Below are 25,908 nucleotides of genomic sequence, written 5' to 3'. Positions count from 1 at the left end.
CAGTACCGAAAGATGGAAAACCGGCGCTGAACGGTAGCACATCGCCGCCAGCGCCGGTTTCTTGACTCAGGCCGGCTTGGCCTGGGCAATCACCTCTTCCAGGCGTTCCTTCTCCGCCTTCTCGACTTCTTCCTCACTGATCATCTCGGCGATCTCACGCAGGCGCTCCACCACCCTAGCGTTGACGCTGCCTTCAGTGAACTGGCCCTTGTCATCCAGCACCCCGGCCTCCTCGCCCACCAGCAGGCTCAACGCCTCGTCGGCCTGGCTGACCGCATACACGTGGAACATGCCGTTCTCCACCGCCTGCAGCACGCGCTCGTCGAGCATCAGCGTGGCAACGTTGGCACGCGGGATGATCACCCCCTGCTCACCGGTCAGGCCACGCGCCTCGCACAGACGGAAGAAGCCCTCGATCTTCTCGTTGACCCCGCCCACTGCCTGCACTTCACCAAACTGGTTGATCGAACCGGTAATGGCGAAGCACTGCTTGAGCGGCGTGCGCGACAAGGCCGAGATCAGCGTGCAGGCCTCGCCCAGCGAGGCGCTGTCACCATCCACATAGCCGTAGGATTGCTCCAGAGCGATGCTCGCCGAGATCGCCAGCGGGAACTCCTGGGCATAGCGGCTGCCCAGGTAACCGGTGAGGATCATCACGCCCTTGGAGTGGATCGGCTGGCCGAGGTTGACCTCACGCTCGATGTCGACGATACCGCTGCCGCCCGGGTACACGGTGGCGGAGATACGCGCCGGCATGCCGAACGCAGAATCCCCCACTTCCAGCACGGTCAGGCCGTTGCACTTGCCGATGGCCGCGCCTTCGGTGTCGATCAGGATGATGCCGGCGAGCATGTCGTCCAGCACCCGCTGCGAAACACGCCCGGTGCGGGTGGCCTTGGCCTTGAGCGCACGCTCGATGTGCCCGGCGTCGGTCATTTCGTCACTGGCCAGCTGGCGGATGAAATCGGCTTCGCTGACCAGTTGGAACAGGTCGCCGATACGGGCCGACAGGCGCGACTGGTTTTCTGCCAGACGGGCGCTGTAGGTGGCCAGGCGCGCCACCGCGTCACTGGTCAGTGGCGCCATGCCCTCTTCGTTGGTACGGGTGCGCAACAGCTGGGCGAACTGCTCCAGGTTCTCGTCGACCATGGGCATGTCTTCGTCGAAGTCCACCAGTACCCGGAACATCTCCTGGAAGTCCGGGTCGTGGTCCTGCAGCGCGTAGTACAGCTGGCGCGAACCGATGATGACCAGCTTGATGTTCAGCGGGATCATCTGCGGCGTCAGGCTGACGGTGGCCACCCGGCCCAGCTCGCCCAGTGGCGATTCCATCTTCAACTTGCGCGACTGCAGCGCACGCTTGAGCGCGTCCCAGACGAACGGCTCGCCCAGCATCTTCTCGGCTTCCAGAATCAGGAAGCCGCCATTGGCCCGGTGCAGCGCACCCGGGCGCAGCTGGCGGTACGAGGTGTACAGCGCGCCCTGGTCGGTGCTGTATTCGATACGGCCAAACAGGTTGTCGTAGGTCGGGTGCGGCTCGAACACCACCGGCGCACCACCGTCGGCGTGGTGGCCGACCACAAGGCTTGGAGCGTACTGCTCTTCCAGCAGCTTGCGCGCGGCCGCGTCGGTCTTGCTGTCATCGACCAGTTGCTCGACCACGGTACGCAGCAGGTTCAGCTGCACCGACTGCAGGTAGGCACAGACCGCAGCGTTCTCGGCGTACTTTTCCGACAGCGGCGCCAGCAAAGGCTGCAGGGCCAGGGTGATGGTTTCTTCGTTGAGTTGGCGCAGCTGGTTGTTCGACTCGCGTTTCCATTGCGGCAGGCTGGCCAGCTCTTCGTTCAGGCGCTCCTCGAGCAGGGCGATATCCTCGTGGAACTGCTCGCGCACCTCTTCCGGTAACTGGGCGAACTCGGCCTCATCCAGCGCCTTGCCGTCGGCCATCGGGGTGAAGGCGACGTTGCTGGCGTCGCGGTACAGGGCCACGTCCTTTTCCAGCGAGGCGCGCTCGATCACATCCAGGGCGCGGTCGTAACGCTGGTTGAAAGCGCGGTCGATGGCGCCTTTCTTCTGCTGGTACGACGGGTGCTCGAACACCGCCGGGAAGGTCGACAACAGGTTGTCGATCAGCCCGTTCATGTCGGCGATGAAGGCCCCGGCGCTGCCGGACGGCAATTCCAGTGCGCGGGGTTCGCGGGTGTCATCGAAGTGGTTGACGTAGAGCCAGTCGGCCGGGGTTTGCTGGCGCTTGCCCTCGGCCTTGAGGTAGCGCTTGACGAACGAGAAGCGGCCGGTGCCAGGCTCGCCCATCACGTACACGTTGTAACCGGGGCGCGGCATGGCCACGCCAAACTGTAGGGCCTCGACAGCACGCTCCTGGCCCAGGACTCCGCGAAACGGCTCCAGATCGTCGGTATGGGTAAAAGCAAACTGCTCGGGGGAGAAACGCCGGGTCAGGGCTTCAGGCGCGAGACGCAGGCGCGCAGCGACAGGATCGGGCATTGGGTTTCCTTACTTCGGCGGGGCAGATACGCAGCATTCTGGCGCTGCCCGCGCGCGCGTTGCAAGGCTCCACAAGACTTTATGTCGCAGCCGGAGCGGGACATGTAACAGCAAATTTTTCGCAATCAACAACGCAACCGTTAGATCGTGCCTAAACTCCAAGCTGCGCGGGTGGGTGAAACGCTTTCCCGACCTGGCAACCGAGTTGCCAGAAACCCTGACCCTTGGTTAAGTCAAATAGAGAACAAATGCTATGAAACGGATTCTTCTGGGTACTCTGTTCACCGTGGCCTCACTCAACGCCATGGCCGAAGCGCCAGGCGGCCCGAACTGCGGCTGGGGCAACATGCTGTTCGAAGGCCAGCGCGGCACGCCGGCACACTTCCTGGCTTCCACCACCAACGGCACCTCCGGTAACGCCACCTTCGGCATGACCTCCGGCACCAACGGCTGCTCGACCAAGGCGTCGCTGACCTATGGCGGCAAGTCCTGGTTCGCCATGAACGGCATGATGAATGAACTGTCCGAAGACATGGCCATGGGCCAGGGCGAAGCACTGACCACCTATGCCGTGGTCCTCGGCGTGGCCCCGGAAGACCGCGGCTACTTCGCATCGGTCACCCACCAGCACTTCAACCAGATCTTCAGCAGTGCCGACGTCACTGCCGAAACGGTCCACAGCAACACCCTGGCCGTTCTGAAGAACGACCCACGCCTGGCCAAATACGCTACCGAGGCCTAAGTGCGGTTGCTCCCGCCCCGGCTCCGGGGCGGGTTTCGCCTTTTTTTCGGCATCGTCAAGAAGTAGTTGCCCGATATGCTCAAACGCTTCATATCCCTGGCGCTGTGTGCCTGCGCCCCTGTTCATGCCGCGCCCGCGCTGGACCAAGGCCGTGTCCAGCAACTGGCCAACACCCCTTACTGGATTGCCCTGGGCCATTACGAAACCGCCAAGCTGGGCGGCTGGCGCAGCTATGTGGACGATGATGCGTTCTTCCTCGCCAAGGACGGCGCGCACCACCCCGACCAGGAGCTGCAAGCCACGGTCGAAGCGCTGTACGCCCCGGCCAACCTCGGCGACAAGCACGCCCAGTGCGTGTTCCCGGCGCGCACCCGCTGGCTGCGCGAACAGCTCGACCTGCGCGATTTGCCGCAACCGGACTGCCAGGAGTTCGCCACCTGGTACCAGTCGATCGATCCGCACAGTGCGGCGCTGATCTTCCCGGCGGCCTACCTGAACAGCCCGTCATCGATGTTCGGCCACACCCTGCTGCGCATCGACCAGTCCAATACCCGCAGCGACGACACCACGCTGCTGAGCTACGCGATCAACTTCGGCGCCTATATCGAAGGCAGCGACAACAGCATCCTGTACGCCTGGAAGGGCCTGATGGGTGGCTACCCGGGCCTGTTCGCGCTGATGCCCTACCAGGAAAAACTGTCCGAATACCGCAGCCTGGAAAACCGCGACCTGTGGGAGTACCAGCTGGACCTGACCCCGGAAGAAACCGGGCGCATGGTCGAGCATGTGTGGGAGTTGAAACAGATCCAGTTCGACTACTTCTTCTTCGACGAAAACTGCTCGTATCGCCTGCTGGAGCTGCTGCAGGTGGCCCGGCCGAGCCTGGACCTGACCTCGCAGTTCCCGCTGACCGCCATCCCGACCGACACGGTGAAGGCCGTGAAACAGTCCGGCATGGTCGCCAGCGAGACGTACCGCCCCTCGCGCGAACGTGAACTGCTGGCCCGGGCCGAGCCACTCGATCACGGCGAAAAGCGCCAGGTGCTGGCGGTAAGCGCCGACATCGCACAACTGCGGAGCCCAGAATTCAAGGCCCTCCCCCGCGAGCGCCAGGCGCTGGTGCAGGATGCCGCGTACCGCCTGGAGCGTTACCGCGCCAATGGCCAGGCGCGCGACCCTGGGCAGGCCAAGCGCAGCTTCGAACTGCTGCGGGCGATCAACAGCAACCCGCCACCGCCCCTGCAGATCGAGCGCCCGGGCCTGCCCGAGGACGGCCACGACTCGCGCACCTGGCAGCTGGGCGTGGGCACCCGCGAAGACCGCGCCTACGCCGAGTACGGCCTGCGCATGGCCTATCACGACCTGAACGACAACGCCTATGGCTTCCCGCTGGGGGCGCAGATCGAGATCTTGCAGCTGAAGCTGCGCCAGTACGAGGGTAACGACTGGCAGGTACAACGCCTGGACCTGGCCACCATCCGCTCGCTGACGCCGCGCAACGAGCTGCTCAAGCCCTGGTCGTGGCAGGTGGCCGGCGGGCTGGAGCGGGTGCCGGGCAAGCATGATGACGAAGTGCTGGTGAGCCATGTGAACGGCGGGGCCGGCGGCACCTGGCAACTGGCCGACGGATTGCTGGGCTTTGCCCTGGGCACGGTGCGGGTCGAGCACCACAATGATTTTGCCCAGTTCATCGCCCCGGCGGCAGGCTTCAATGGCGGGCTGCTGTGGCGCAACGGGCTGGGCAACATGACACTGGAGGCCAAGGGCGATTATTTCACCAATGGCGAAGTGCGGCGCAGTGTGAGCTTGAACCAGCAGTGGGAGATCAGCCAGAACCTGGGAGTGCGGCTGAGTGCTTCGCGGGAATTCAGCCACCTGGCTACGGCGCAGAACGAGGTGATGCTGGAGTTGAAGTGGTACCACTACTGAGGCCGATTTGCGGCCTTTCGCGGGCATGCCCGCTCCCACAGGTACTGCACAGGCCTCGAATCCTGTGGTGACCCTGTGGGAGCGGGCGCGCCCGCGAATGGGCCAGTGAGGTCAGCAGAGCAATGTGAACCAACCAACTCTTTGACACTGTTTTGACGGCTCCCCGACAAATCGCCACCTAGACTTTCCATTATCAACCGGAGGGTTTTGTGGTTATGTCGCGGTACTGGTTCGGCGTGTGCATGGCGTTGTTGCTGTCGGGTTGCGAAACCACCCACGAGCAGATGGTCAACCAGGGTTATCCCCCCGCCTACGCCGATGGCTTCCAGGACGGCTGCAGCAGTGGCCGCCAGGCGGCCGGGCTGATGGTCGGCGGCTTTCGCAAGGACGTGCCGCGCTACCTGCACGAGCGCCAGTACGAAAGCGGCTGGGACGACGGCTTTCGCCAGTGCCACGCCATGCAGAACAGCGAAGAACAGCGCCAGTACCACGAGCGCTTCTGGGACCAGCGCGAGCGCGACTGGGAGCAGGAAAAGGACCGCGACGCCGCACGCGCCTATCGCCACAACTGAGTCGTAAACGGACATCTCTTGAAACTGGCGGCCTGCGATGATGGTCTCCTGCACAAGGAGGCCACGCATGAGCCGAGCATTCGTCAACGAAGACCAGGCCGCCGCCCAGGCTGATCAGCCGGTTGAGCGACGGGTCAGCGAACAACCCAACTACGTCACCACCAGTGGCCTGCGCCAGCTGCAGGCACGCGTGGCCGAGCTGAATGCCCTGCGCGGCGAACTGCAGGCACAGGGCGAACGTGGCGACAAGCAACGGCTGGCGGATACCGAACGGGACCTGCGTTACTTCAGCGCGCGGGTGCAGAGCGCCCAGGTGGTGCCGGCAGCGACGTCGCGGAGCAAGGTGCAGATTGGTAGCCGGGTGCGGTTTGTCGATGCGCAGGAGCAGGAACATGTGGTGCGGCTGGTGGGCGAGGATGAGGCAGATGCCGGGCGGGGGTTGATCAACTGGGGTTCGCCGCTGGGGCGGGCTTTGCTCGGGGCGGGGCCTGGGGATGAGGTGGTCTGGCGGCGGCCGGTGGGGGAGCAGGTAATCGAAGTGGTTGAGGTTTTTGGTGAAGATTGAGGGACCTGGGGGCTGCTTTGCAGCCCATCGCGACACAAGGCCGCTCCCACAGGAGTACGCAATTCCCTGTGGGAGCGGCCTTGTGTCGCGAAAGGGCCGCAAAGCGGCCCCAACGGCCTCAGATCAAACGACGCCTTGAGCCAGCATCGCATCAGCCACTTTCACGAAGCCCGCGATGTTCGCCCCTTTGACGTAGTTGATGCTGCCATCCGCCTCTTCACCGTAATGCACGCAAGCATGGTGAATCGACTGCATGATGTTGTGCAGCTTGCTGTCCACCTCACCGGCAGTCCACAGCAGGCGCATGGCGTTCTGCGACATCTCCAGGCCCGACACGGCCACGCCGCCGGCGTTGGAGGCCTTGCCCGGGGCATACAGGATGCCGGCTTCCAGGAAGATGTCCACAGCCTCCAGGGTGGTCGGCATGTTGGCGCCTTCAGCCACGCAGATGCAGCCATTACGCAGCAAGGTGCGGGCGTCTTCGGCGCCTAGCTCGTTCTGCGTGGCACACGGCAGGGCGATGTCGCACGGCAGGCTCCACGGGGTCTGGCCCTTGCGGAACTCCAGGCCGAACTGCGCGGCCAGTTCGCTGATGCGGCCACGCTTGACGTTCTTCAGCGCCATCACCGCATCCCACTGGGCATCGGTCAGGCCGGCTTCGGCGTACAGGGTGCCTTCGGAGTCGGACAGCGAAATCACCTTGCCACCCAGGTCCATGACCTTGCGCGCGGCATACTGGGCCACGTTACCCGAACCAGAAATCGCCACGCGGCAGCCATCGATACGCTTGTCCTGGCGCTTGAGCATTTCTTCGGCGAAGTACACGCAGCCGTAGCCGGTGGCCTCCGGGCGGATCAGGCTGCCGCCGTAGGTCATGCCCTTGCCGGTCAGCACCGAGGTGAACTGGTTGGCCAGGCGCTTGTACTGGCCGAACATGAAGCCGATTTCGCGGGCACCCACGCCGATGTCACCGGCCGGGACGTCCAGGTCAGCGCCAATGTGGCGGTACAGCTCGCTCATGAAAGCCTGGCAGAAGCGCATGACTTCGGCATCGCTCTTGCCTTTGGGGTCGAAGTCCGAGCCGCCTTTGCCGCCGCCCATGGGCAGCGAGGTGAGGGAGTTCTTGAACACCTGCTCGAAGGCCAGGAACTTGAGCACGCCCAGGTTGACCGACGGATGGAAGCGCAGGCCGCCCTTGTACGGGCCGATGGCGCTGCTCATCTGGATGCGGTAGCCGCGGTTGACCTGCACCTTGCCCTGGTCATCGACCCAGGACACACGGAACAGTACGGCACGCTCGGGCTCGACCATGCGCTCCAGAATGCCGGCCTGCAGGTAATGCGGGTTGGCCTCGAGGAACGGCCACAGGCTGCGCAGCACTTCTTCCACCGCCTGGTGGAATTCAGGTTGGCCCGGGTCGCGTTGCTTCAGGCGCGCGAGGAAATTGTCGACAGATTCGATCATGGTAGACATCTCACCAAGAGGATTGGACTTATTGGTTTTTTTCAGGAATGTACCAAGAAGCAATCGCACTAGAACAGGGCGCGATGTCGTTTTTTTGAAATTATTTGGTGCGTATTCTATAACTGTATACAAAACATGGGTCGACTCTGGCTTCATTCGCGGGCTCGCCCGCTCCCACAGGCTTACCACAGGCCTCAAGTTCCAGGGGTTCCTGTGGGAGCGGGCATGCCCGCGAATGAAGCCAGCACCACTTTCCAGCCAGGCACAAAAATGGGGCCGCATAGGGCCCCATTCTTGTGCATCAGAAAACCGGCTTACTGGGCCAGCTTCTTGTGCCGTACACGGTGCGGCTGGGCAGCAGCATCGCCCAGGCGCTTCTTGCGGTCGGCTTCGTACTCGGTGTAGTTACCCTCGAAGAACACCACGTTCGAGTCGTCTTCGTACGCCAGGATGTGGGTAGCCACACGGTCCAGGAACCAACGGTCGTGGGAGATCACGATTGCCGCGCCCGGGAAGTCCAGCAGGGCTTCTTCCAGCGAACGCAGGGTTTCGACGTCGAGGTCGTTGGACGGTTCGTCGAGCAGCAGGACGTTACCGCCCTCCTTCAGGGTCAGGGCCAGGTGCAGGCGGCCACGCTCACCACCGGACAGGTCCTTGACGAACTTCTGCTGGTCGCCACCCTTGAAGTTGAAGCGGCCCACGTAGGTACGCGACGGGATCTCGTAGTTGCCGATGCGGATCACGTCGGAACCGTCGGAAACCTGCTGGAACACGGTCTTGCCACCGTCCAGGTCCTCGCGGCTCTGGTCGACGCAGGCCAGCTGCACGGTTTCACCGATCTCGATGCTGCCCGAGTCCGGCTGCTCCTTGCCCATCAGCATGCGGAACAGGGTCGACTTACCGGCACCGTTACCACCGATCACACCGACGATGGCGCCTTTAGGCATGGAGAACGACAGGTTGTCGATCAGCACGCGGTCGCCGTAGCCCTTGGTGACGTTCTTGAACTCGATGACCTTGTCGCCCAGGCGCGGACCGGCCGGGATGTAGATCTCGTTGGTTTCGCTGCGCTTCTGGAATTCCTGCGACTGCATTTCTTCAAAGCGCTGCAGACGGGCCTTGGACTTGGACTGGCGGGCCTTGGCGCCTTTGCGCACCCACTCCAGTTCCTCTTTCATGGCCTTCTCGTGGGCGCTCTGCTGCTTGGATTCCTGCGCCAGACGGTCCGACTTGGCTTCCAGCCAGCCCGAGTAGTTGCCTTCGTACGGGATGCCGGCGCCGCGGTCCAGTTCCAGGATCCAGCCGGCGACGTTGTCGAGGAAGTAACGGTCGTGGGTAATCGCTACCACGGTGCCCGGGAAGTCGTGCAGGAAGCGCTCCAGCCAGGCTACCGAGTCGGCATCCAGGTGGTTGGTCGGTTCGTCCAGCAGCAGCATGTCGGGGGCCGACAGCAGCAGGCGGCACAGGGCCACGCGGCGCTTCTCGCCACCGGACAGGTGCTCGATGCGCGCGTCCCAGGCCGGCAGGCGCAGGGCGTCGGCGGCCACGTCCAGCTGGCGCTCCAGGTTATGGCCGTCGGCGGCCTGCAGGATGGCTTCCAGCTTGGCCTGCTCGGCGGCCAGCTTGTCGAAGTCGGCATCCGGTTCGGCGTAGGCCGCGTAGACCTCGTCCAGGCGCGCCTGGGCGTCCTTGATCACGCTGACCGCTTCCTCGACCACTTCGCGCACCGACTTGTTCGGGTCCAGTTGCGGTTCCTGCGGCAGGTAGCCAACGTTGATGTCGGGCATCGGACGGGCTTCGCCGTCGAATTCCTTGTCGACGCCCGCCATGATCCGCAGCAGGGTCGATTTACCAGCGCCGTTCAGGCCGAGCACGCCGATCTTGGCGCCCGGGAAGAACGACAGGGAAATGTTCTTGAGAATTTCCCGCTTCGGCGGCACGACCTTGCTCAGCCGATGCATGGTGTAGACGTATTGAGCCAAAACCAAGCCCTCTAATCAGATAGGTAAAGACATCGACGATCGCCCCGGCGCGCTGGCCAGGGTGATGTATTTACGGGGTGTCATTGAACAAAGTCGACCATTCTACGCCAACGCGCGGCGTTGCATAGGAGGGGCGGATGGTGGGGATGGGATCGGGGGGAATCTATTGCCTGGACCGGCCTCTTCGCGGCTGAAGCCGCTCCCACAGGTACTGCACAGCGCTCGTAGGCAGTGATAATCCCTGTGGGAGCGGCTTCAGCCGCGAAAGGGCCGGCACAGCAGCCAAAGATGGCTCAGACGTGACGCTGCTTGGCCTTGCCACGCGGCAAGCGGCAGCGGTCGCCCTGCTCGGCCAGGCGCGCGGCCCAGGCGGACTTCACGCTGAAGCCACCGCTACGAGCAGGCTGCTGCTCGACAGCTTTGGCCGGTTTGGCGGCCGCAGGCACGCTGCTGACGACCTTGGCCGCCGGCTTGACCTCGGCCACGGCAACTGCCGGCTCTGCTGCCGCCTTGGCGGTCTTGCGCAGTTCAGCCAGCGATGGGCTCTTGCTCTTGGCGACAACTGCCGCCTCGGGTTTGCTCAGCGAACGCTGGCAAGACTTGCAGGATACGTCCTCGGTCACGGCAGTGCTGACAAGGGTCTGACTGCTGCGCCCGCAGGCGGAATCGAGGCCGTTGGTGGAAAAGTGAGTAACCAAAACCGAACATCTCCGATGCGTTGTCATTTGAAGCAGGCGCTATTCTCGCACAGGTTGCAGGGGCTTGCCGAACCACCGGGCAGGCACCACCGGTCCAGCGGACTGGCACTTTGCCATAATCCTAGGCATGCTAGCCCGTTTCAGGTGTCCGGCCTTATAGTGCACCACCGCGGTCTGGCAACCAGACACCGGCGCATACCGTGCATGATCCATCCCTGCCATCGCCAGCCCAATCGCAGGATCAACGCTTGACCAATCTTACACATCCGTCGTCATTGCGTTCCGCGCCACAGGCGCCCGTCGCTTCGCTGCGCGGGTCGATCAAGGGTGCGCTGGCGCTGCTGGCCCTGATCCTGCTGGGCCTGCTGCTGTGGCAATTGTTCGCCCAGTTCAACCATACCCAGGCCGACCTGCGCAAACAGAGCCTGGACGCCGCCGCCGAACAGGCCGACCACCTGAGCCTGAACATGGCGTTCAAGGCACAGCAGGCCATGAATGTGATGCAGCCCTACGTCAAGGCACCGACGCCCAAGGCCCTGCCCAGCCTGCTGGGCACCCTGCGCGAGCGCCTGCCGGACCTGCAGAGCATGGCCTGGCTGGACGCTACCGGGCAGGTGCAGGTCGACAGCCTGGCCGGCAGCCCCGACCGCCAGTTGCTTGACGAACTACTCAGGTTGAACCAGGGTCGCCCGTACTTCTTCACCAATTCGGCCGACAACCGCACCCTCTACCTGTTGCTACGTCAGGCCACCGAAGAGGACCGCGGCTACTGGCTGCTACGCCTATCGCCGGACTACTACCGCACCCTCACCCTTCACCTGAATGATGCCGGCCACCCGCTGTGGCTGCTGGAAAACAGCCGCAACGGCGAGGTACTGCAAAGCCATGCGCCGGCCGATACCAGCAACGAACCGCTGCAAAGCGTGATGCTGGCCTTCATCGACAACAGTACTTGGCAGCTGCGCGGCCTGTTCGACGCCAAGCGGGCCCAGCAGAAGCTGCTGCCGGCGTTGCTCGGCAAATGCCTGCTGGTGCTGTTCTGCGCCCTGCTGCCGGTGCTGGCCCTGATCAACATGCGCCGCCGCCAACGGGCGCTACAGGAAGACCGCCGGCGCTACCAGGAAATCTTCGAAGGCACCGGCGTGGCCTTGTGCGTGCTCGACCTGTCCAGCCTGCCCGGCAAACTCGACCGCTACCACCTGCGCAACCCTGCCGCGCTCAAGCACAGCCTGGCCCTGGACCCGACCCTGCGCCGCTCGCTGCTGCTGGAGCTGAAGATCACCGAGATCAACCAGGTAGCCCGCCAATTGTTGAACATCGACTGCCACGAAGGTGCCTGGCAGCGCCTGATCGACGGCACTGGCGATGGCCGCGACAGCGTCGGCATGCAATTGATCGACGCGCTGATCGAGCAACGCCCGCTGCTGGAACTGGAAGTGCGCCTGCCGGCGCCGCTGGGTGGCGAGCTGCACCTGTGGCTGATGGCCCGCCTGCCGCAGCAGCGCCGTGATTACCAGGCGGTCATCCTCAGCATCAGCGACATCACCAGCCGCAAGCAGGTGGAACTGTCGCTGCTGGAGCGCGAAAGCTTCTGGTCGGACGTGGTGCGCACCGTGCCCGACCAGCTGTACGTACAGGACGTGCTCAACCAGCGGATGATCTTCAGCAACCGCCACCTTGGCCAGACCCTGGGCTACGACCGTACCGAGCTGGCGCAAATGGGCGACCGCTTCTGGGAACTGCTGCTGCACCCCGAGGACGCGGCGCACTACCAGGCACTGCGCCAGCAACAGCGCGACAACGGCCATGACCAACCGCTGCACTGCCAGCTGCGCTTCCGCCACCGTGATGGCGGCTGGCGCTGCTACGACATCCGCGAACAAGTGCTGACCCGTGACGCCGATGGCCTGGTGACGCGCATCATCGGCGTGGGCAAGGACGTGACGGTGCAGATCGAGGCCAGCCAGTCGCTGCGCGACAGCGAACAGCGCTACCGCATGCTCGCCGAAAGCATCAGCGACGTGATCTTTTCCACCGACAGCCTGCTCAAGCTCAACTACGTCAGCCCCTCGGTGCAGGGCGTGCTGGGCTACCAGGCCGACTGGATCTTCGCCAACGGCTGGCAGTCGATCGTCGCCAACCCGGCCCAGCTCAGCGGCATCTACAGCCTGATGGAGCGCGTCAGCAAGGCCATGGGCGACCCGGCCCAACTGGCCCAGCTGCGCAGCCAGCTGCCGACCCAGTTGTTCCTGTTCGACTGCCTGCGCGCCGATGGCCGCAAGATCCCCATCGAACTGCGCCTGGTACTGGTGTGGGACGATGAGGAGCGCTTCGAAGGCGTGCTCGGGGTGGGCCGCGACATCAGCCAGCAACGGCGTGCCGAAAAAGACCTGCGCATGGCCGCGACGGTATTCGAGCACTCCACCTCGGCGATCCTCATCACCGACCCGGCCGGCTATATCGTCCAGGCCAACGAAGCGTTCAGCCGCGTCAGTGGTTACGCCGTCAGCGAAGTGCTCGACCAGTTGCCGGGCCTGCTCACCGTCGACGAACAGCAGGAGGGCCACCTGCGCTACGTGGTCAAGCAGCTGCACCAGCGCGGCAGCTGGGAGGGTGAGGTGTGGCTCAAGCGCCGCGACGGCGACCACTACCCGGCCTGGGTCGGCATTACCGCGGTGCTGGACGACGAAGGCGACCTGGCCAGCTACGTGTGCTTCTTCACCGACATCAGCGAGCGCAAGGCCAGCGAACAGCGCATTCACCGCCTGGCCTACTACGACGCCCTCACCCACCTGCCCAACCGCACGTTGTTCCAGGACCGACTGTACAACGCCCTGCAGCAGGCCGAGCGGCAAAAGGCCTGGGTGGTGCTGATGTTCCTCGACCTGGACCGGTTCAAGCCGATCAACGACTCCCTCGGCCACGCCGCCGGCGACCGCATGCTCAAGGACATGGCCCAGCGCCTGCTGGCCTGTGTGGATGACGACGACACCGTGGCGCGCATGGGCGGCGACGAGTTCACCCTGCTGCTGCAACCGCGCGCGACCCGCGAGATGGCACTCAACCGCGCCATCCATGTAGCCGAGAACATCCTTGGCAGCCTGGTGCGGCCGTTCGTGCTGGAAAACCGCGAGTTCTTCGTCACCGCCAGTATCGGCATCGCCCTCAGCCCGCAGGATGGCAGCGAGCTGAGCCAGCTGATGAAAAACGCCGACACCGCCATGTACCATGCCAAGGAACGCGGCAAGAACAACTTCCAGTTCTACCAGGCGGAGATGAACGCCAGTGCCCTGGAACGCCTTGAGCTGGAAAGCGACCTGCGCCATGCCATGGAGCAGAACGAGTTCATCCTCTACTACCAGCCGCAGTTCAGCGGCGACGGCAAGCGCCTGACCGGTGCCGAAGCCCTGCTGCGCTGGCGCCACCCGACCCGCGGCCTGGTGCCGCCGGGCGACTTCATCCCGGTGATCGAAGAGCTGGGCCTGGTGGTGGACGTGGGCGACTGGGTGCTGCGCGAGGCCAGCCGCCAGCTCAAGGCCTGGCACAAGGCCAAGGTGCGCGTGCCCAAGGTGTCGGTGAACATCTCGGCGCGGCAGTTCTCCGACGGCCAGTTGGGCACGCGCATCGCCACCATCCTGGAAGAAACCGGCCTGCCACCGGCGTGCCTGGAGCTGGAGCTGACCGAAAGCATCCTGATGCGCGAAGTGGATGAAGCCATGCAGATTCTCGCCAGCCTGAAAAATCTCGGCCTGAGCATCGCGGTGGACGACTTCGGCACCGGTTACTCATCGCTGAACTACCTCAAGCAGTTCCCCATCGACGTGCTGAAGATCGACCGCACCTTCGTCGACGGCCTGCCTGAAGGCGAGCAGGATGCACAGATTGCCCGGGCGATCATCGCCATGGCCCACAGCCTCAACCTGGCGGTGATCGCCGAAGGGGTGGAGACCCACGAGCAGCTGGAGTTCCTGCGCGAGCATGGTTGCGACGAAGTGCAGGGCTACCTGTTCGGGCGGCCAATGCCGGCGAATCAGTTCGAGGCGCAGTTCGCCAACGAGACCTTGTTCATGTTCCATTGACCGATGGCCAGCGGTGCTCCCACAGGTAAGGTGCTACGGCTGAGTGCCGGATAGAAAAACGGACCTGCGAGTCAACTCCGATCCCCGCCCAGCCCAGACACGGCGCGGGATACAACATGAGGCCCATTGGTCCGCGACTTGATGCCACTTCATATGCCAGCCGCCAATCAATCGGTTAGAATGCCCCCCCAATTCACCCCGATCCTTGAGGACCGCCATGTTCAGCCGTGATTTGACCATTGCCAAGTACGACGCCGAGCTCTTCGAAGCCATGCAGCAAGAAGCTCTGCGCCAGGAAGAGCATATCGAGCTGATCGCTTCGGAAAACTACACCAGCCCGGCAGTCATGGAGGCCCAGGGCTCGGTCCTGACCAACAAGTACGCCGAAGGCTACCCGGGCAAGCGCTACTACGGTGGTTGCGAGTACGTCGACGTCGTCGAGCAATTGGCCATCGACCGTGCCAAGGAGCTGTTCGGCGCCGACTACGCCAACGTCCAGCCGCACGCTGGCTCCCAGGCCAACGCTGCCGTCTACCTGGCCCTGCTGTCGGCCGGTGACACCATCCTGGGCATGAGCCTGGCCCACGGTGGCCACCTGACCCACGGTGCTTCCGTCAGCTCTTCGGGCAAGCTGTACAACGCCATCCAGTACGGCATCGACAGCAACGGCCTGATCGACTACGACGAAGTCGAGCGCCTGGCTGTCGAGCACAAGCCGAAGATGATCGTTGCCGGCTTCTCGGCCTACTCGCAGGTGCTGGACTTCGCCCGCTTCCGCGCCATCGCCGACAAGGTCGGTGCCTACCTGTTCGTCGACATGGCCCACGTTGCCGGCCTGGTTGCCGCTGGCGTGTACCCGAACCCGGTTCCGTTCGCCGACGTGGTCACCACCACCACCCACAAGACCCTGCGCGGCCCGCGCGGTGGCCTGATCCTCGCTCGCAAGAACGAAGAGATCGAGAAGAAGCTGAACTCCGCCGTCTTCCCGGGCGCCCAGGGTGGCCCGCTGGAGCACGTCATCGCTGCCAAGGCCATCTGCTTCAAGGAAGCCCTGCAGCCTGAGTTCAAGGCTTACCAGCAGCAAGTGGTGAAGAACGCCCAGGCCATGGCCAGCGTGTTCATCGAGCGTGGTTTCGACGTGGTTTCCGGTGGCACCCAGAACCACCTGTTCCTGCTGTCGCTGATCAAGCAGGAAATCTCCGGTAAGGACGCTGACGCCGCCCTGGGCAAAGCTTTCATCACCGTCAACAAGAACTCGGTACCGAACGACCCACGTTCCCCGTTCGTCACCTCGGGCCTGCGTTTCGGCACCCCAGCCGTTACCACCCGTGGTTTCAAGGAAGCCGAGTGCCGCGAGCTGGCTGGCTGGATCTGCGACATCCTGGCTGACCTGAACAACGAAGCGGTGATCGACGCTGTACGTGAGAAGGTCAAGGCTATCTGCAAGAAGCTGCCGGTTTACGGCAACTGATTGGCAATTGCCTGACAGGAAAAAGCCCGGCCTCGTGCCGGGCTTTTTCGTTTTCAGGTGGCGAATCCTGTGGGAGCGGGCGTGCCCGCGAAGAAGACAACACGGTGGATGGCACCGGCTGCGCCGGTGTTCGCGGGCACGCCCGCTCCCACAGGTTATGATTGCGTTCCTCCCTTCAAGCACAGGCCCCACCTTGACCAGAGAGCAACTCGAAACCCACCAGATCCCGATCTACTTCGCCGCCGTGCTCGCCGCCGTTACCTTCGGCCTGCTGGCCAGCGATACTGCACGCCACCTGGAAGCCCTGGTCACCCCCGCCATCGCCGTGCTGATGTACGCGATGTTTCTGCAAATCCCCTTCCTCGACCTGCGCCAGGGCCTGGGCAACCGCCGCTTCATCGCCGCCCTGCTGCTGGCCAACTTCATCCTGGTGCCGCTGCTGGTTTGGGGCATCACCCGCGGGCTGCTCGAACACCCGGCGATCCTCATCGGCGCGCTGCTGGTGCTGCTGACGCCGTGCATCGACTACGTGGTGGTGTTCACCCACATCGGCAAAGGCAACGCCCGCCTGACCCTGGCCGCCACCCCCGTGCTGCTGTTGGTGCAACTGGCGCTGCTGCCGCTTTACCTGGCCCTGATGCTGGGTGACAGCAGCAACGTGGCCATCTCCGTCACCCCGTTCGTGGAAGCCTTCGTGCTGCTGATCGTGCTGCCGATGGTCCTCGCCGTGCTCACCAGCGCCGGCGCCCGTCGCTCGCGCACGGTCTCGACCTGGAACGACGCCTGGGCGTGGATGCCGGTACCGGCCATGGCCTTGGTGCTGGTGGTAGTGATCGCCTCGCAGATTGCCGTGGTGCTGCGTGATTTCGACCGCTTGCTGCCGGTGATTCCGGTGTACATCGGCTTCATGCTGCTGGCGCCCGCGCTGGGCTTATTATCGGCGAGGCTGCTGCGCTTGCCGGCCACCGAAGCACGCTCGGTAACCTTCAGCGCCGCCACGCGCAACTCGCTGGTAGTGCTGCCGCTGGCGCTGGCGTTGCCGCAAGACATGCGCGGATTGGCGGCGGCAGCTGTGATTACACAGACATTGGTGGAGCTGGTAAGTGAACTGGTCTATATCAGGGCGGTACCCCGAGTCGTGCGCTGACCCGGGGCATCGGTCACTTACGGTCAGGAGCGCTCAGGGCACACGGCAAACACCTGTACCTCGACCAGGTAACCCTCTCCCAAGTCTGCGCCTACGCAAGCCCGTACTGGTTTCGGACAACCCTGCAACCAGGCGTCGTACACCTCATTGACCAGGTCGAAGTGGCTGTAGTCGGCAATCCATAACTGAACCCGGGTCAAATGTTCCTTGCCGACGTTGGCCTCAGCCATCAGCCCATCGATCGTACTCAACGCCTGGCGCAACTGCCCCTGCACACCCTGCCGCAGGTCGTCCGCGACCACGCCTGCCGTTTCGAACAGGCCCCTGTAGCTCACCGCCAGCGACATCCGTTCGCCTTGTCCATACCGTTCGATCATCAAGATTCCTCCTTTTAGCCCATCTGGTTGAGGCAGACGACTTTGGGCTGGGTCATGTCCTCGTAGGCGAACCGCACCCCCTCGCGCCCAAGGCTCCCATATTTGGAGCCACCGAATGGCATGGCATCGAAGCGGTAGTCGGAGGAGTCGTTGATCATCACGCCGCCCGCCTCGATACGCCGCGCCAGGCTCAACGCCAAGGACAGATCGCGGGTAAACACACCAGCGTGCAAGCTGTACTCCGGGGCGTTGGCCAATGCAATCGCCTGCTCGATATCCTCGAAAGGCGCCAGCATCACCACCGGTGCGAATACCTCTTCACGCCACAGCCGGCTGCCATGGTCAACGCCTTCCAGCACCGTCGGCACATAGGTTGCCCCTTGCCGCTTGTGGCCGCAAAGCAGGCGAGCGCCGCCCTGAAGGGCTTGGCTCACGCGCTCTTCAATCTGCCGTGCCGAGACTTCGGTGATCATCGGCCCCATGTCGGTTTCGCGCAGGCCAGGATCACCCACCACCATCGCCTGGGTCAAGGCAACGAAGCGCTGGCGGAACGCCTCATAGATCGAAGCGTCCACCAGGATGCGCTGGGTGCCGATGCAGTTCTGCCCGGCCGCCCAGAATGCGCCTGACACACAAGACTCGACAGTGGCCTCGAGGTCGCAGTCCTTCAGCACCAGCACCGGGGCGTTACCGCCCAGGTCCATGGCAAGTTTTTTCAGGCCCGCCCCGCGGGCAATCTGTTCACCCGTGGCGAAGCCGCCCGTGAAGGAAATCATCCGCACTTCACGCACGGCCACCAGGGCCTTGCCCAGTTCGGCACCGCCAGTGGCCACGGTGACGACAGCCTCCGGCAGCCCTGCATCAACCAGGTACTGCACCAGCTTCAAGGCAGAAAGCGGGGCCAGCTCCGAAGGCTTCAGAATGACCGCATTGCCTCCAGCAATCGCTGGCCCCAGCTTGTGCGCCACCAGGTTGAGCGGGTCGTTGTACGGGGTAATGGCCAGGATCAGCCCCAACGGCTCGCGGGTGAACCAGCCCTGGCGTGACTCGGAGCCTTCATAGGCATCGAAAGGCACCACCTCGCCGGCGTTGCGCCGCGCTTCCTCGGCAGACAGCTTGAGCGTGTTGATGCAGCGTTTCACCTCCTTCTCGGCCTGACGCAGGGTCTTGCCCGCTTCGTCGACAATCAGGCCGGCAAAGTCTGCTGCGTCACGTTCGATCAGCCGGGCGGCCTGCTCCAGAATGCTGGCGCGACGGTGCCGGGGCAGCGCGGCACTTTCGCGCACGCCCTGGCGGGCACGGACAAGCAGACCTGGCACGGCATCGGCAGCAAGGTTGGCGACGCTGCCGACCAGGCTACCGTCGAAGGGGCTGTACACATCGATCAAGGCGGGTTGCTGGGCGGCTACCCGGGACACGGAAGTCAGGCTCATGAAGGTTGCTCCTCAGGCCGAGCGGCCAGCGTTGTGGATGGCGACGATATCCGACAGCAGGGCGAATGCCGTTTCCACACGTCCCGCACCTGGGCCGGACACGGTCACAGCGCCCAGCAATTCGGTGTTGAATGCAACCGCATTGGTGGCACCGGAAATACCCGCCAGGGGGTGGTTGCCGGGCAGCAGGCGCGCTTCGACGCTGGCACGCACCGAGCCATCGGTTTCACGGCTGGCACTGCCGATCAGTTTCCAACGCTGGCCCGCCGCCTGCGCCTGCTGGATAGCCGCGCTGTCGAGGCTGCTGATGCCGCTGCAGGTGACATCGTTCACCTGCAAGCAAGCACCGAGCAGCTCGTTGGCGAGAATCACCACTTTCAGGCGCACGTCATGCCCCTCCACATCGGCGCTCGGGTCTGCCTCGGCGTAGCCAAGTGCTTGCGCCTGGGCCACCGCATCGGCAAAGCCAAGCCCTTCTTCCATACGCGTCAGCACATAGTTCGAAGTGCCGTTGAGGATGCCCTCGAACCCCACCAGGCCTGCGCCGGCCAATGTCTGGCGCGCCATGCGCAGCACCGGTGTACCGCTCATCACAGCGCCTTCGTATTCGAACGACACGCCATTGGCCTTGGCCAAGGCCTTCAGCGCCTGGGCATGCAAGGCGATCGGCCCCTTGTTGGTAGTGACCACATGCTTGCCCGCTTCCAGCGCCCAGCGGCAGAAGGTTGCCGCCGGTTCACCGTCCTTGGGGTTGGTGAAGGTGGCTTCGGCGATGATGTCGGCACCGGACTGCTTGATCACCGACTCGTTGAACGCCTCTGCCGAACCCTGGGGGATCTGCGCCAGCGCCCCCTTCTGAGCGGGCAGAGCAGCCAGCGTGGCCGCGTCCAGGCCGTTGCGGTCGATTGCCGAACCCAGGAACAGGTCGGTGACGCCAACGATCTTCAGGCCAAAGCCCAGCTCTTTCTGCCAGCGCGCATTGCGTTCGGCGATCAGTTGGGCCAGGGCACGGTTCACGCCGCCAAAGCCAACGAGTGCGATCTTGTATTCGGTCATGGTTTGCTGTCCTTTCCAGGCGATTGGTCGATGAGGACAAGCCTAAGAGCCGGGCAATGCCAGTTGAATATGGCAATCCGCTGTATTTACTGGCCAATCTGACCAGTGCCCGATGCACGCCCGCGCGCCGCCAGAATGCACAACGCCGCCAGGGCGCAAGCCCGGGCGGCGTTGTTGTGGCGAGGGCTACCAAACGCGAGTGCGCGGCTCAGATCACCGAGGCCAAAACGAACGATGTCACAGTGTTCTCGACCCCCGGCATGGCGGCAATCTCCTTCCATACATGGTGCACCCGTTCCGGGCTGGAAGCCTCGACGCGCAGCAGCAGGTCGAATTCGCCGCTGAGCACTTCACACTGGATAACCTCGGGGATCTGGCGCAACGCATCGAGCACAGCTTCTCCGCGCATGCGGTCATAGCGGTAGACGAAGATGACCGCGTTGATCAACGAGGTCGGTCGTCGTCCCTCACCGATGCGCAAGGTGTAGCCCTGGATCGCCCCGTCACGCTCCAGGCGCTCGATGCGCTGGCGTACCGCATTACGCGAAAGGTTCACCTTCAGCCCCAGCTCGGCATGGGCAATGCGTGCATTGGCGGTGAGCTCGGCGAGGATACGCTCGTCCAGGGGGTCGAGGATGCGCTTCATCGTCCTGCCTGCAACCGGGCCAGTAATTCATGCACCCCCGCCAGGTCGTCGGGTGCCAGCAGCGGCCCGCCGCCTGCAGCATCCACGACACTGGCCGGTACTTCGCCATGCCAGGCCCCCAACTCCGCCAGCAACCCGGCGGACTTTTCCGGGGCAAACTGCCCCAGCGTGACGATGGGCGCGCCAATGTTGCGCCGGTGCAGGCGCCCGGCGAATGCCCCGGTGGCGGCGTGGGGGTCTACTGCGCTGCCGGTTTCGTGGAACAGCGTGACGATTTCTTCGCGGATCAGCGCGTCATCCACGGCATAGGAGTCGAACAGCATGCGCGCATGCAACCACTGGCGGTTGCCGATGCTCAACTCGCCACAATCCTCGAAGTGCTCCATCAGCGCCCGGGTCGCTTCGCCATTGCGGTCATACAGCTCCCAGACGAAGCGCTCCAGGTTGGAGAACAGCGAGAAGTCCATGACCGGCGACAAGGTCTGGCTGGTTGAGCCACGGCTGTAGCGATTGCAGTGGATGAACCGGTGCAAGGCATCGTTGCGGTTGGTGGAGACAATGATCTGGTTGATCGGCAGGCCCATTTTCTGGGCAATGAACCCTGCGTAGATCTCGGCAAAACTGGCCGTGGGGATGCTGAAACCCACCGGCCGATTGCCCCCACCCAGCTGAAGCGCCGCGTGGAAATAGAACACGATCTGCGCCAGCACGCCGACCCAGTTGGTCGAGTTGAAGCTCACGGGAATCAGCCCGGGGCATGGCCATGCACGCAGCAGCGCCGACACCAGCGACTGGCAGTCATCGAAGCTGCCGTCCACGGCCACGCAGCTGACGCTGTCGGAAGCGGCACTGCGCATCACCGCCGCCCGGTCGGCCGGTGTCCCTGCACTGGGGTACAGCGCCAGCAAGCGTGCCGTAGGGCAATGCCGCAAGGCTTCGATAGCGGCCACCGCCGTATCGCCGTTGCTGGCACCGACCAGCATGACCCGTTCGCAATCGGCCCCCAGGAAATGGCGTATGAGCCGAGCCTGCAACTGCGCGGCGAAATCCTTGGAGGACCGGGTGGGCCCGTGAAACAGCTGCAGGATCCATTCGTTGTGGCCAATCTGCTGCAACGGCGCGATGCCACGGTGCTTGAACCCGCGATAGCTGTCGCTGACCAGCGCCCTCAGGGTCGGCTCGTCGAGCGTGTCGCCGACAAACGGTGCCATCACCCGCCAGGCCAGTTCGTCGAACGGCAACCACGACCAGCTGGCAATCTCTTGCTGGCTGAAGGTCGGCACCGCGGCAGGCACGTATAGCCCGCCATCGTCGGCCAGCCCGGAAAGCAGCGCCGTGCGAAAATCAACCCGTATCTCGTTGCCGCGCGTGGATGTGTACTGCATCGGTGCTCCAGGTAACTATTTGATTAACGGTGGGCCATCGCCACCAACCAGTGGCTGAAGGCTTGGGCATCCGTGGACAACGCCTCACCCAGGCCACGTACCAGGTAAAACGACTCGCTCGCCTCGATGCGCTGGGCAAAAGGCGCCACCAGCCGCCCCTCCTGCAGCAAGTCCTCGACCAGCGACGAGCGCGCCAGCGCCACCCCAAGCCCCAGTTCCGCCATGCGCAAGGTCGCCACCAGGGTGTCGAACTGCAGGCCGCTGGAGGAGTCGACCTGATCGGCGCCAACCCGCTCCAGCCAATAACCCCACCCCTCCTCGTAACCCAGCACATGCAGCAACGGGACGCGGGCCAGGTCGCGCGGCTCGCGTAGCGGGGAGCCGGCAATCAGCGCAGGCGAGCAGACCGGCACCAGCACGTCGCGGGTCAGGCGCTGCGCTTCCACTCCCGCCCACTGGCCGCTGCCCCAACGGATTTCCAGGTCATCCTCGGCATCCAGTTCCTTGACCCACAGGTTGCTGATGTAGCGGATGTCCACCTGCGGGTGCGAACGGCGAAAATCGGCCAGTCGGGGTGCCAGCCAGAAGTGCAGGAACGACAGGCTGCCGCGCACTTTCAGGGGCCGACGCTGGCGTTGCCCGAAAATTTCATTGGTGCCTACCGCCAGGCGGCTTATCGCATCCTGCACCACCGGCAGGTAGGACTGGCCCTCTTCAGTCAACCCCAGCCCCCGGGGCAGGCGCTTGAACAGCGCCACCCCCAACTGGCTCTCCAGGTGGCGGATCTGCTGGCTCACCGCCCCCTGGGTGAGGTGCAGTTCCTCGGCTGCATGGGTGAAGTTCAGGTAACGCGCCGACACTTCGAAGGCTCTGAGCCAGTTCAAGGGGGGCAGGGTTTTCTGGGTCATCGGCGGTTTCTCGTGGCAACGTTCCGGTGGCCTAGTATCACCCTGCTCTGGCGGCCTCGGAACCGGGCGCGACGACTTCCAGCGGGCCTGCTTGACGGCGGCGGAACTTGCACGTCAGCCAATAGGCCAGGTAGCACCAGGCAATGAAGGGCAAGCCGAAGTACAGGGCAACGCGCTGGGCGGGGTCGAAGGCAATGCCGACGCAGGCCAGTACGCAGCAGAAGATGGCGGCCAGCGGCACGAACGGGTAGCCGCGCACCCGGAACTTCAGGTCTTCGAGCTTGCCGCCATTGGCGATGTAATGGCGACGGAAAGCCATCTGGCTGGCCGCGATGCTGATCCACACCACCACCACCGCCAACCCGGAAATGGACACCAGCGCCAGGTAGATGGTGTCGGGGGCAAACACACTGCTGAGCAGCGAAGCCATGCCACCCGCCATGCTCAGGACGATGGCATTGAACGGCGTGCCACGACGCGACAGTGCCGCATACCGGCGGGGCATGTTGCCTTGGTCGCTGAGGGTCCACAGCATGCGCGCCGCAGCATAAAGCCCGGAGTTGGCCGCCGACAGCAGCGCAGTGATGATGACGAAGTTCATGATGTCCGCCGCATAGGGGATACCGATCATGGCAAAGACCATCACGAACGGGCTTTCAACCACACCGGCCTGTTCACGCGGCAACAAGGTAGCCAATACAAAGATGGTGCCGACGAAGAACAGCGCCAGGCGCAGGACCGTGGTGCGGATGGCCTTGGGTACGTTCTTTTCCGGGTCACGGGTTTCGCCAGCGGCGATGCCGATCAACTCGGTGCCCGAGAACGCGAAGGCCACCGCCAGCAGGGTCATGGCGATCGACCAGAAGCCCGTAGGGAACAGCCCTTCGCGGGTGAAGTTGCCCAGCCCGACACTGTGCGCCTGGGTAATTTCGAAAACGCCCAGGATCGCGCCACCGCCCACCACCAGGAAGGCAATCACCGCCAGCACCTTGATCAGTGACAGCCAGAATTCGGTTTCGGCAAACGACCGCACCGAAATGATATTGCTGATGAACACCGCAAACCCGAACAGCGCACTCCATATCCACACCGGCGTATCGGGGAACCAGCGCACCATCAGGATACCGGCGGCGGTGAATTCCGAGCCGATGGCCACGGTCCAGGTCAGCCAGTACATCCAGGCCACCATGTAGCCTGTACCCGGCCCGAGGTAGCGCGTGGCGTAACTGCTGAACGAGCCGACTTCCGGCATGTGTACTGCCAGTTCGCCCAGGCACATCATCACCAGGTAGACCATGATCGCGCCGAGGATATAGGCGATGACCGCCCCCAGCGGGCCCGCCTGGTTGACGGTGTAGCCCGACGTCAGGAACAGGCCGGTACCGATGACACCACCCAGCGCCAGCATGACGATATGGCGGGTTTGCATATCCTGCTTGAAGCTGTGCGCCGAAGCATTTCTCGTTGTCGTTGTCTGCAGGGACATTGTGGTTTACTCATGAAAGTTGGCGGGCAAGGACGTTGCAACGACCTCGTCTTGGCAGAGCGAAGCGAATTGCCTTGCATATTGTTTTTGTTCGACTTCATGAAGTGGCACCCACCGCAAGGAGCGGGTGCTACACGCCTGCCTCAGGCCTGTGCTTCGGCCAGGCAGGCGTCTTCGTCACCGTGCAGCTCCTTTGCTGCGGCCAACTCCTGACGCACCGATGCACACGCCTGTGCCAGGTCTGCCAGCAGGTCCTCGGTGTCCTCGATGCCCACCGAAATGCGCACCAGCCCTTCGGAAATGCCCAGGGCCAGCCGTTCTTCGAGGGTGTTTTCCACATGGCTGGTGGTGCGCGCCGGGCCGTAGATGGTTTCTACCGCGCCCAGGTTGCCCGCCCGATGGGCGTACTTCAGGCGCGGCAGCAGCCGCGCTACGGTGGGCATGCCGCCCTTGAGCACGAAGCTGACGATGGCGCCGAAGCCACGCATCTGCGCCTTGGCGATCGCATGGCCGGCGTGCTGGGGCAACCCGGGGTAGTTGACCGCTTCAACCAGCGGTTCGGTGGTCAGGTGATGCGCCAGGGCCTGGGCGCTGGCCTGTTGCTGACGCACGCGCAGGGCCAGGGTCTTGATACCACGGATAATCAGGTAGGCAGAAAACGGGTCCAGCGCCGCACCGTTGATCTCGCGGTAGTGGCGTACCTGCGCCATCAACGACTCGGCACCGCACACCACCCCGCCCAGCACGTCACCGTGCCCGGACAGGAACTTGGTCGCGCTGTGCACTACCACGTCCACGCCCAGGGCCAGCGGGTTCTGGTTCAGCGGGGTAGCGAAGGTGTTGTCGGCCACTACCACGGCGCCGGCCTGCCGGGCGGCAGCGCTCAGGCGCTGGATATCCAGTACCTTCAGGGTGGGGTTGGTTGGGGTTTCCAGATACAGCAGGTCGCAACCTGCGGCGATCTCGCGCTCCAGCGCCTCGGTGTCGAGGGTGTCACACAGGCAGACCTGCACGCCCATGCGCGGCAGGAACTCTTCGAAAATCTTGTTGGTGCCGCCGTAACTGTCGCGGGTCGATACCACTCGCTTGCCGCTTGAGAGGAACGTGTGCAGCACGGCACTGATGGCAGCCATGCCGCTGCTGAATGCCACCGCCGACTCGGACTGCTCCAGCTCGCACAGCTTCGCTTCCAGCGTGGCGACTGTCGGGTTGCTCATGCGGCTGTAGATGTAGCCCGGCAACTTGCCCTGCGCCACGTCGTACCAGGCATCGATGTCGTTGTAGCCGTAGGCGGCACTGACCACGATCGGGGTCTGGGTAGCGTTGTACGGGTGCTGGACCTGCTCCCCGCTCCACACCACTCGTGTACCGATACCGACCGCTGCATTGCCCACGATTTTTTCGTTGTTGTTCATATCCGGTTCCCGCACCGCTGAGTTGTGTACACCGATTCAGCATCGGCT

General features: G+C 63.8%; 19 protein-coding genes. 7 read left to right on the top strand and 12 right to left on the bottom strand.

Going from position 1 to position 25,908, the window contains the following annotated elements:
* Positions 1–66: 66 nt before the first annotated feature.
* The gene (locus A4C63_RS01295) at positions 67–2,505 is read right to left on the bottom strand and encodes a Lon protease family protein (RefSeq protein WP_063911185.1); all 2,439 of its coding nucleotides are present in this window, start codon (positions 2,503–2,505) and stop codon (positions 67–69) included.
* Positions 2,506–2,758: 253 nt separating this feature from the next.
* Here A4C63_RS01295 and A4C63_RS01290 point away from each other — a divergent pair, with 253 nt between their 5' ends.
* The 4 genes from A4C63_RS01290 to A4C63_RS01275 all read left to right on the top strand — a co-directional run bounded on the left by A4C63_RS01290 (position 2,759) and on the right by A4C63_RS01275 (position 6,313).
* The gene (locus A4C63_RS01290) at positions 2,759–3,247 is read left to right on the top strand and encodes a DUF3015 domain-containing protein (RefSeq protein ID WP_063911184.1); all 489 of its coding nucleotides are present in this window, start codon (positions 2,759–2,761) and stop codon (positions 3,245–3,247) included.
* Positions 3,248–3,322: 75 nt separating this feature from the next.
* On the top strand, positions 3,323–5,176 hold the full coding sequence (locus tag A4C63_RS01285) for a DUF4105 domain-containing protein (protein WP_063911183.1): 1,854 nt from the start codon (positions 3,323–3,325) through the stop codon (positions 5,174–5,176).
* A gap of 215 nt (positions 5,177–5,391) precedes the next feature.
* Complete coding sequence (locus A4C63_RS01280; RefSeq protein WP_025337630.1) at positions 5,392–5,748, top strand: hypothetical protein; 357 nt, start codon at positions 5,392–5,394, stop codon at positions 5,746–5,748.
* A 67-nt stretch (positions 5,749–5,815) separates the two neighbouring features.
* Complete coding sequence (locus tag A4C63_RS01275; RefSeq protein ID WP_063911182.1) at positions 5,816–6,313, top strand: GreA/GreB family elongation factor; 498 nt, start codon at positions 5,816–5,818, stop codon at positions 6,311–6,313.
* 123 nt (positions 6,314–6,436) lie between these two features.
* On the opposite strand, the gene gdhA is transcribed toward A4C63_RS01275, so the two are convergent.
* The 3 genes from gdhA to A4C63_RS01260 form a co-directional block, all read right to left on the bottom strand.
* Positions 6,437–7,777, bottom strand: coding sequence for an NADP-specific glutamate dehydrogenase (gene gdhA, locus A4C63_RS01270; protein WP_063911744.1), 1,341 nt, complete (start codon positions 7,775–7,777; stop codon positions 6,437–6,439).
* 314 nt (positions 7,778–8,091) lie between these two features.
* Positions 8,092–9,759, bottom strand: a complete 1,668-nt coding sequence (ettA, locus tag A4C63_RS01265; protein WP_063911181.1) for an energy-dependent translational throttle protein EttA — start codon at positions 9,757–9,759, stop codon at positions 8,092–8,094.
* Between the two features lie 293 nt (positions 9,760–10,052).
* Entirely contained in the window at positions 10,053–10,457 is a 405-nt protein-coding gene (locus tag A4C63_RS01260; protein WP_063911180.1) for a hypothetical protein, read from the bottom strand.
* 248 nt (positions 10,458–10,705) lie between these two features.
* Here A4C63_RS01260 and A4C63_RS01255 point away from each other — a divergent pair, with 248 nt between their 5' ends.
* From A4C63_RS01255 to A4C63_RS01245, 3 genes are all read left to right on the top strand, one after another.
* Positions 10,706–14,536: a GGDEF and EAL domain-containing protein gene (locus A4C63_RS01255; RefSeq protein ID WP_063911179.1), complete on the top strand. Its 3,831-nt coding sequence runs from the start codon at positions 10,706–10,708 to the stop codon at positions 14,534–14,536.
* 217 nt (positions 14,537–14,753) lie between these two features.
* Complete coding sequence (gene glyA, locus A4C63_RS01250) at positions 14,754–16,007, top strand: serine hydroxymethyltransferase (protein WP_003256308.1); 1,254 nt, start codon at positions 14,754–14,756, stop codon at positions 16,005–16,007.
* Positions 16,008–16,200: 193 nt separating this feature from the next.
* On the top strand, positions 16,201–17,154 hold the full coding sequence (locus tag A4C63_RS01245; protein WP_063911178.1) for an arsenic resistance protein: 954 nt from the start codon (positions 16,201–16,203) through the stop codon (positions 17,152–17,154).
* 23 nt (positions 17,155–17,177) lie between these two features.
* Here the strand turns inward: A4C63_RS01245 and A4C63_RS01240 are convergent, their stop codons facing one another.
* The 8 genes from A4C63_RS01240 to A4C63_RS01205 all read right to left on the bottom strand — a co-directional run bounded on the left by A4C63_RS01240 (position 17,178) and on the right by A4C63_RS01205 (position 25,860).
* Positions 17,178–17,501 (bottom strand): RidA family protein, encoded by a 324-nt coding sequence (locus A4C63_RS01240; RefSeq protein ID WP_082888264.1) that lies wholly within the window; start codon positions 17,499–17,501, stop codon positions 17,178–17,180.
* 44 nt (positions 17,502–17,545) lie between these two features.
* Complete coding sequence (locus A4C63_RS01235; RefSeq protein ID WP_063911176.1) at positions 17,546–18,964, bottom strand: aldehyde dehydrogenase family protein; 1,419 nt, start codon at positions 18,962–18,964, stop codon at positions 17,546–17,548.
* Positions 18,965–18,976: 12 nt separating this feature from the next.
* Positions 18,977–20,020 carry a homoserine dehydrogenase gene (locus tag A4C63_RS01230; protein WP_063911175.1) on the bottom strand — a complete coding sequence of 348 codons (1,044 nt, stop codon included), beginning with the start codon at positions 20,018–20,020 and terminating at the stop codon, positions 18,977–18,979.
* A 208-nt stretch (positions 20,021–20,228) separates the two neighbouring features.
* A complete protein-coding gene (locus A4C63_RS01225) occupies positions 20,229–20,666 on the bottom strand; it encodes an Lrp/AsnC family transcriptional regulator (RefSeq protein ID WP_013970805.1) in 438 nt (145 codons plus the stop codon).
* A complete protein-coding gene (locus A4C63_RS01220; RefSeq protein ID WP_063911174.1) occupies positions 20,663–22,051 on the bottom strand; it encodes a threonine synthase in 1,389 nt (462 codons plus the stop codon). The genes A4C63_RS01225 and A4C63_RS01220 overlap by 4 nt, the downstream gene beginning before the upstream one ends.
* A 23-nt stretch (positions 22,052–22,074) precedes the next feature.
* Positions 22,075–22,959: a LysR substrate-binding domain-containing protein gene (locus A4C63_RS01215; RefSeq protein WP_063911173.1), complete on the bottom strand. Its 885-nt coding sequence runs from the start codon at positions 22,957–22,959 to the stop codon at positions 22,075–22,077.
* A 37-nt stretch (positions 22,960–22,996) separates the two neighbouring features.
* On the bottom strand, positions 22,997–24,445 hold the full coding sequence (locus A4C63_RS01210) for an amino acid permease (protein ID WP_063911172.1): 1,449 nt from the start codon (positions 24,443–24,445) through the stop codon (positions 22,997–22,999).
* A gap of 143 nt (positions 24,446–24,588) precedes the next feature.
* Positions 24,589–25,860, bottom strand: coding sequence for a cystathionine gamma-synthase family protein (locus tag A4C63_RS01205; RefSeq protein ID WP_063911171.1), 1,272 nt, complete (start codon positions 25,858–25,860; stop codon positions 24,589–24,591).
* Between the last annotated feature and the right edge of the window lie 48 nt (positions 25,861–25,908).

This window comes from Pseudomonas sp. p21 (genome assembly GCF_001642705.1).
Classification (GTDB): domain Bacteria; phylum Pseudomonadota; class Gammaproteobacteria; order Pseudomonadales; family Pseudomonadaceae; genus Aquipseudomonas.
This window is presented reverse-complemented; position numbering and strand designations above follow the sequence as displayed.

Bases quoted from the DNA above. Each gene is read 5' to 3' on its own strand.
- A4C63_RS01295 (WP_063911185.1), bottom strand. From the start codon at position 2,505: ATGCCCGATCCTGTCGCTGCGCGCCTGCGTCTCGCGCCTGAAGCCCTG.
- A4C63_RS01290 (WP_063911184.1), top strand. From the start codon at position 2,759: ATGAAACGGATTCTTCTGGGTACTCTGTTCACCGTGGCCTCACTCAAC.
- A4C63_RS01285 (WP_063911183.1), top strand. From the start codon at position 3,323: ATGCTCAAACGCTTCATATCCCTGGCGCTGTGTGCCTGCGCCCCTGTT.
- A4C63_RS01280 (WP_025337630.1), top strand. From the start codon at position 5,392: ATGTCGCGGTACTGGTTCGGCGTGTGCATGGCGTTGTTGCTGTCGGGT.
- A4C63_RS01275 (WP_063911182.1), top strand. From the start codon at position 5,816: ATGAGCCGAGCATTCGTCAACGAAGACCAGGCCGCCGCCCAGGCTGAT.
- gdhA (WP_063911744.1), bottom strand. From the start codon at position 7,777: ATGATCGAATCTGTCGACAATTTCCTCGCGCGCCTGAAGCAACGCGAC.
- glyA (WP_003256308.1), top strand. From the start codon at position 14,754: ATGTTCAGCCGTGATTTGACCATTGCCAAGTACGACGCCGAGCTCTTC.
- A4C63_RS01240 (WP_082888264.1), bottom strand. From the start codon at position 17,501: ATGTCGCTGGCGGTGAGCTACAGGGGCCTGTTCGAAACGGCAGGCGTG.
- A4C63_RS01235 (WP_063911176.1), bottom strand. From the start codon at position 18,964: ATGAGCCTGACTTCCGTGTCCCGGGTAGCCGCCCAGCAACCCGCCTTG.
- A4C63_RS01230 (WP_063911175.1), bottom strand. From the start codon at position 20,020: ATGACCGAATACAAGATCGCACTCGTTGGCTTTGGCGGCGTGAACCGT.
- A4C63_RS01225 (WP_013970805.1), bottom strand. From the start codon at position 20,666: ATGAAGCGCATCCTCGACCCCCTGGACGAGCGTATCCTCGCCGAGCTC.
- A4C63_RS01220 (WP_063911174.1), bottom strand. From the start codon at position 22,051: ATGCAGTACACATCCACGCGCGGCAACGAGATACGGGTTGATTTTCGC.
- A4C63_RS01215 (WP_063911173.1), bottom strand. From the start codon at position 22,959: ATGACCCAGAAAACCCTGCCCCCCTTGAACTGGCTCAGAGCCTTCGAA.
- A4C63_RS01210 (WP_063911172.1), bottom strand. From the start codon at position 24,445: ATGTCCCTGCAGACAACGACAACGAGAAATGCTTCGGCGCACAGCTTC.
- A4C63_RS01205 (WP_063911171.1), bottom strand. From the start codon at position 25,860: ATGAACAACAACGAAAAAATCGTGGGCAATGCAGCGGTCGGTATCGGT.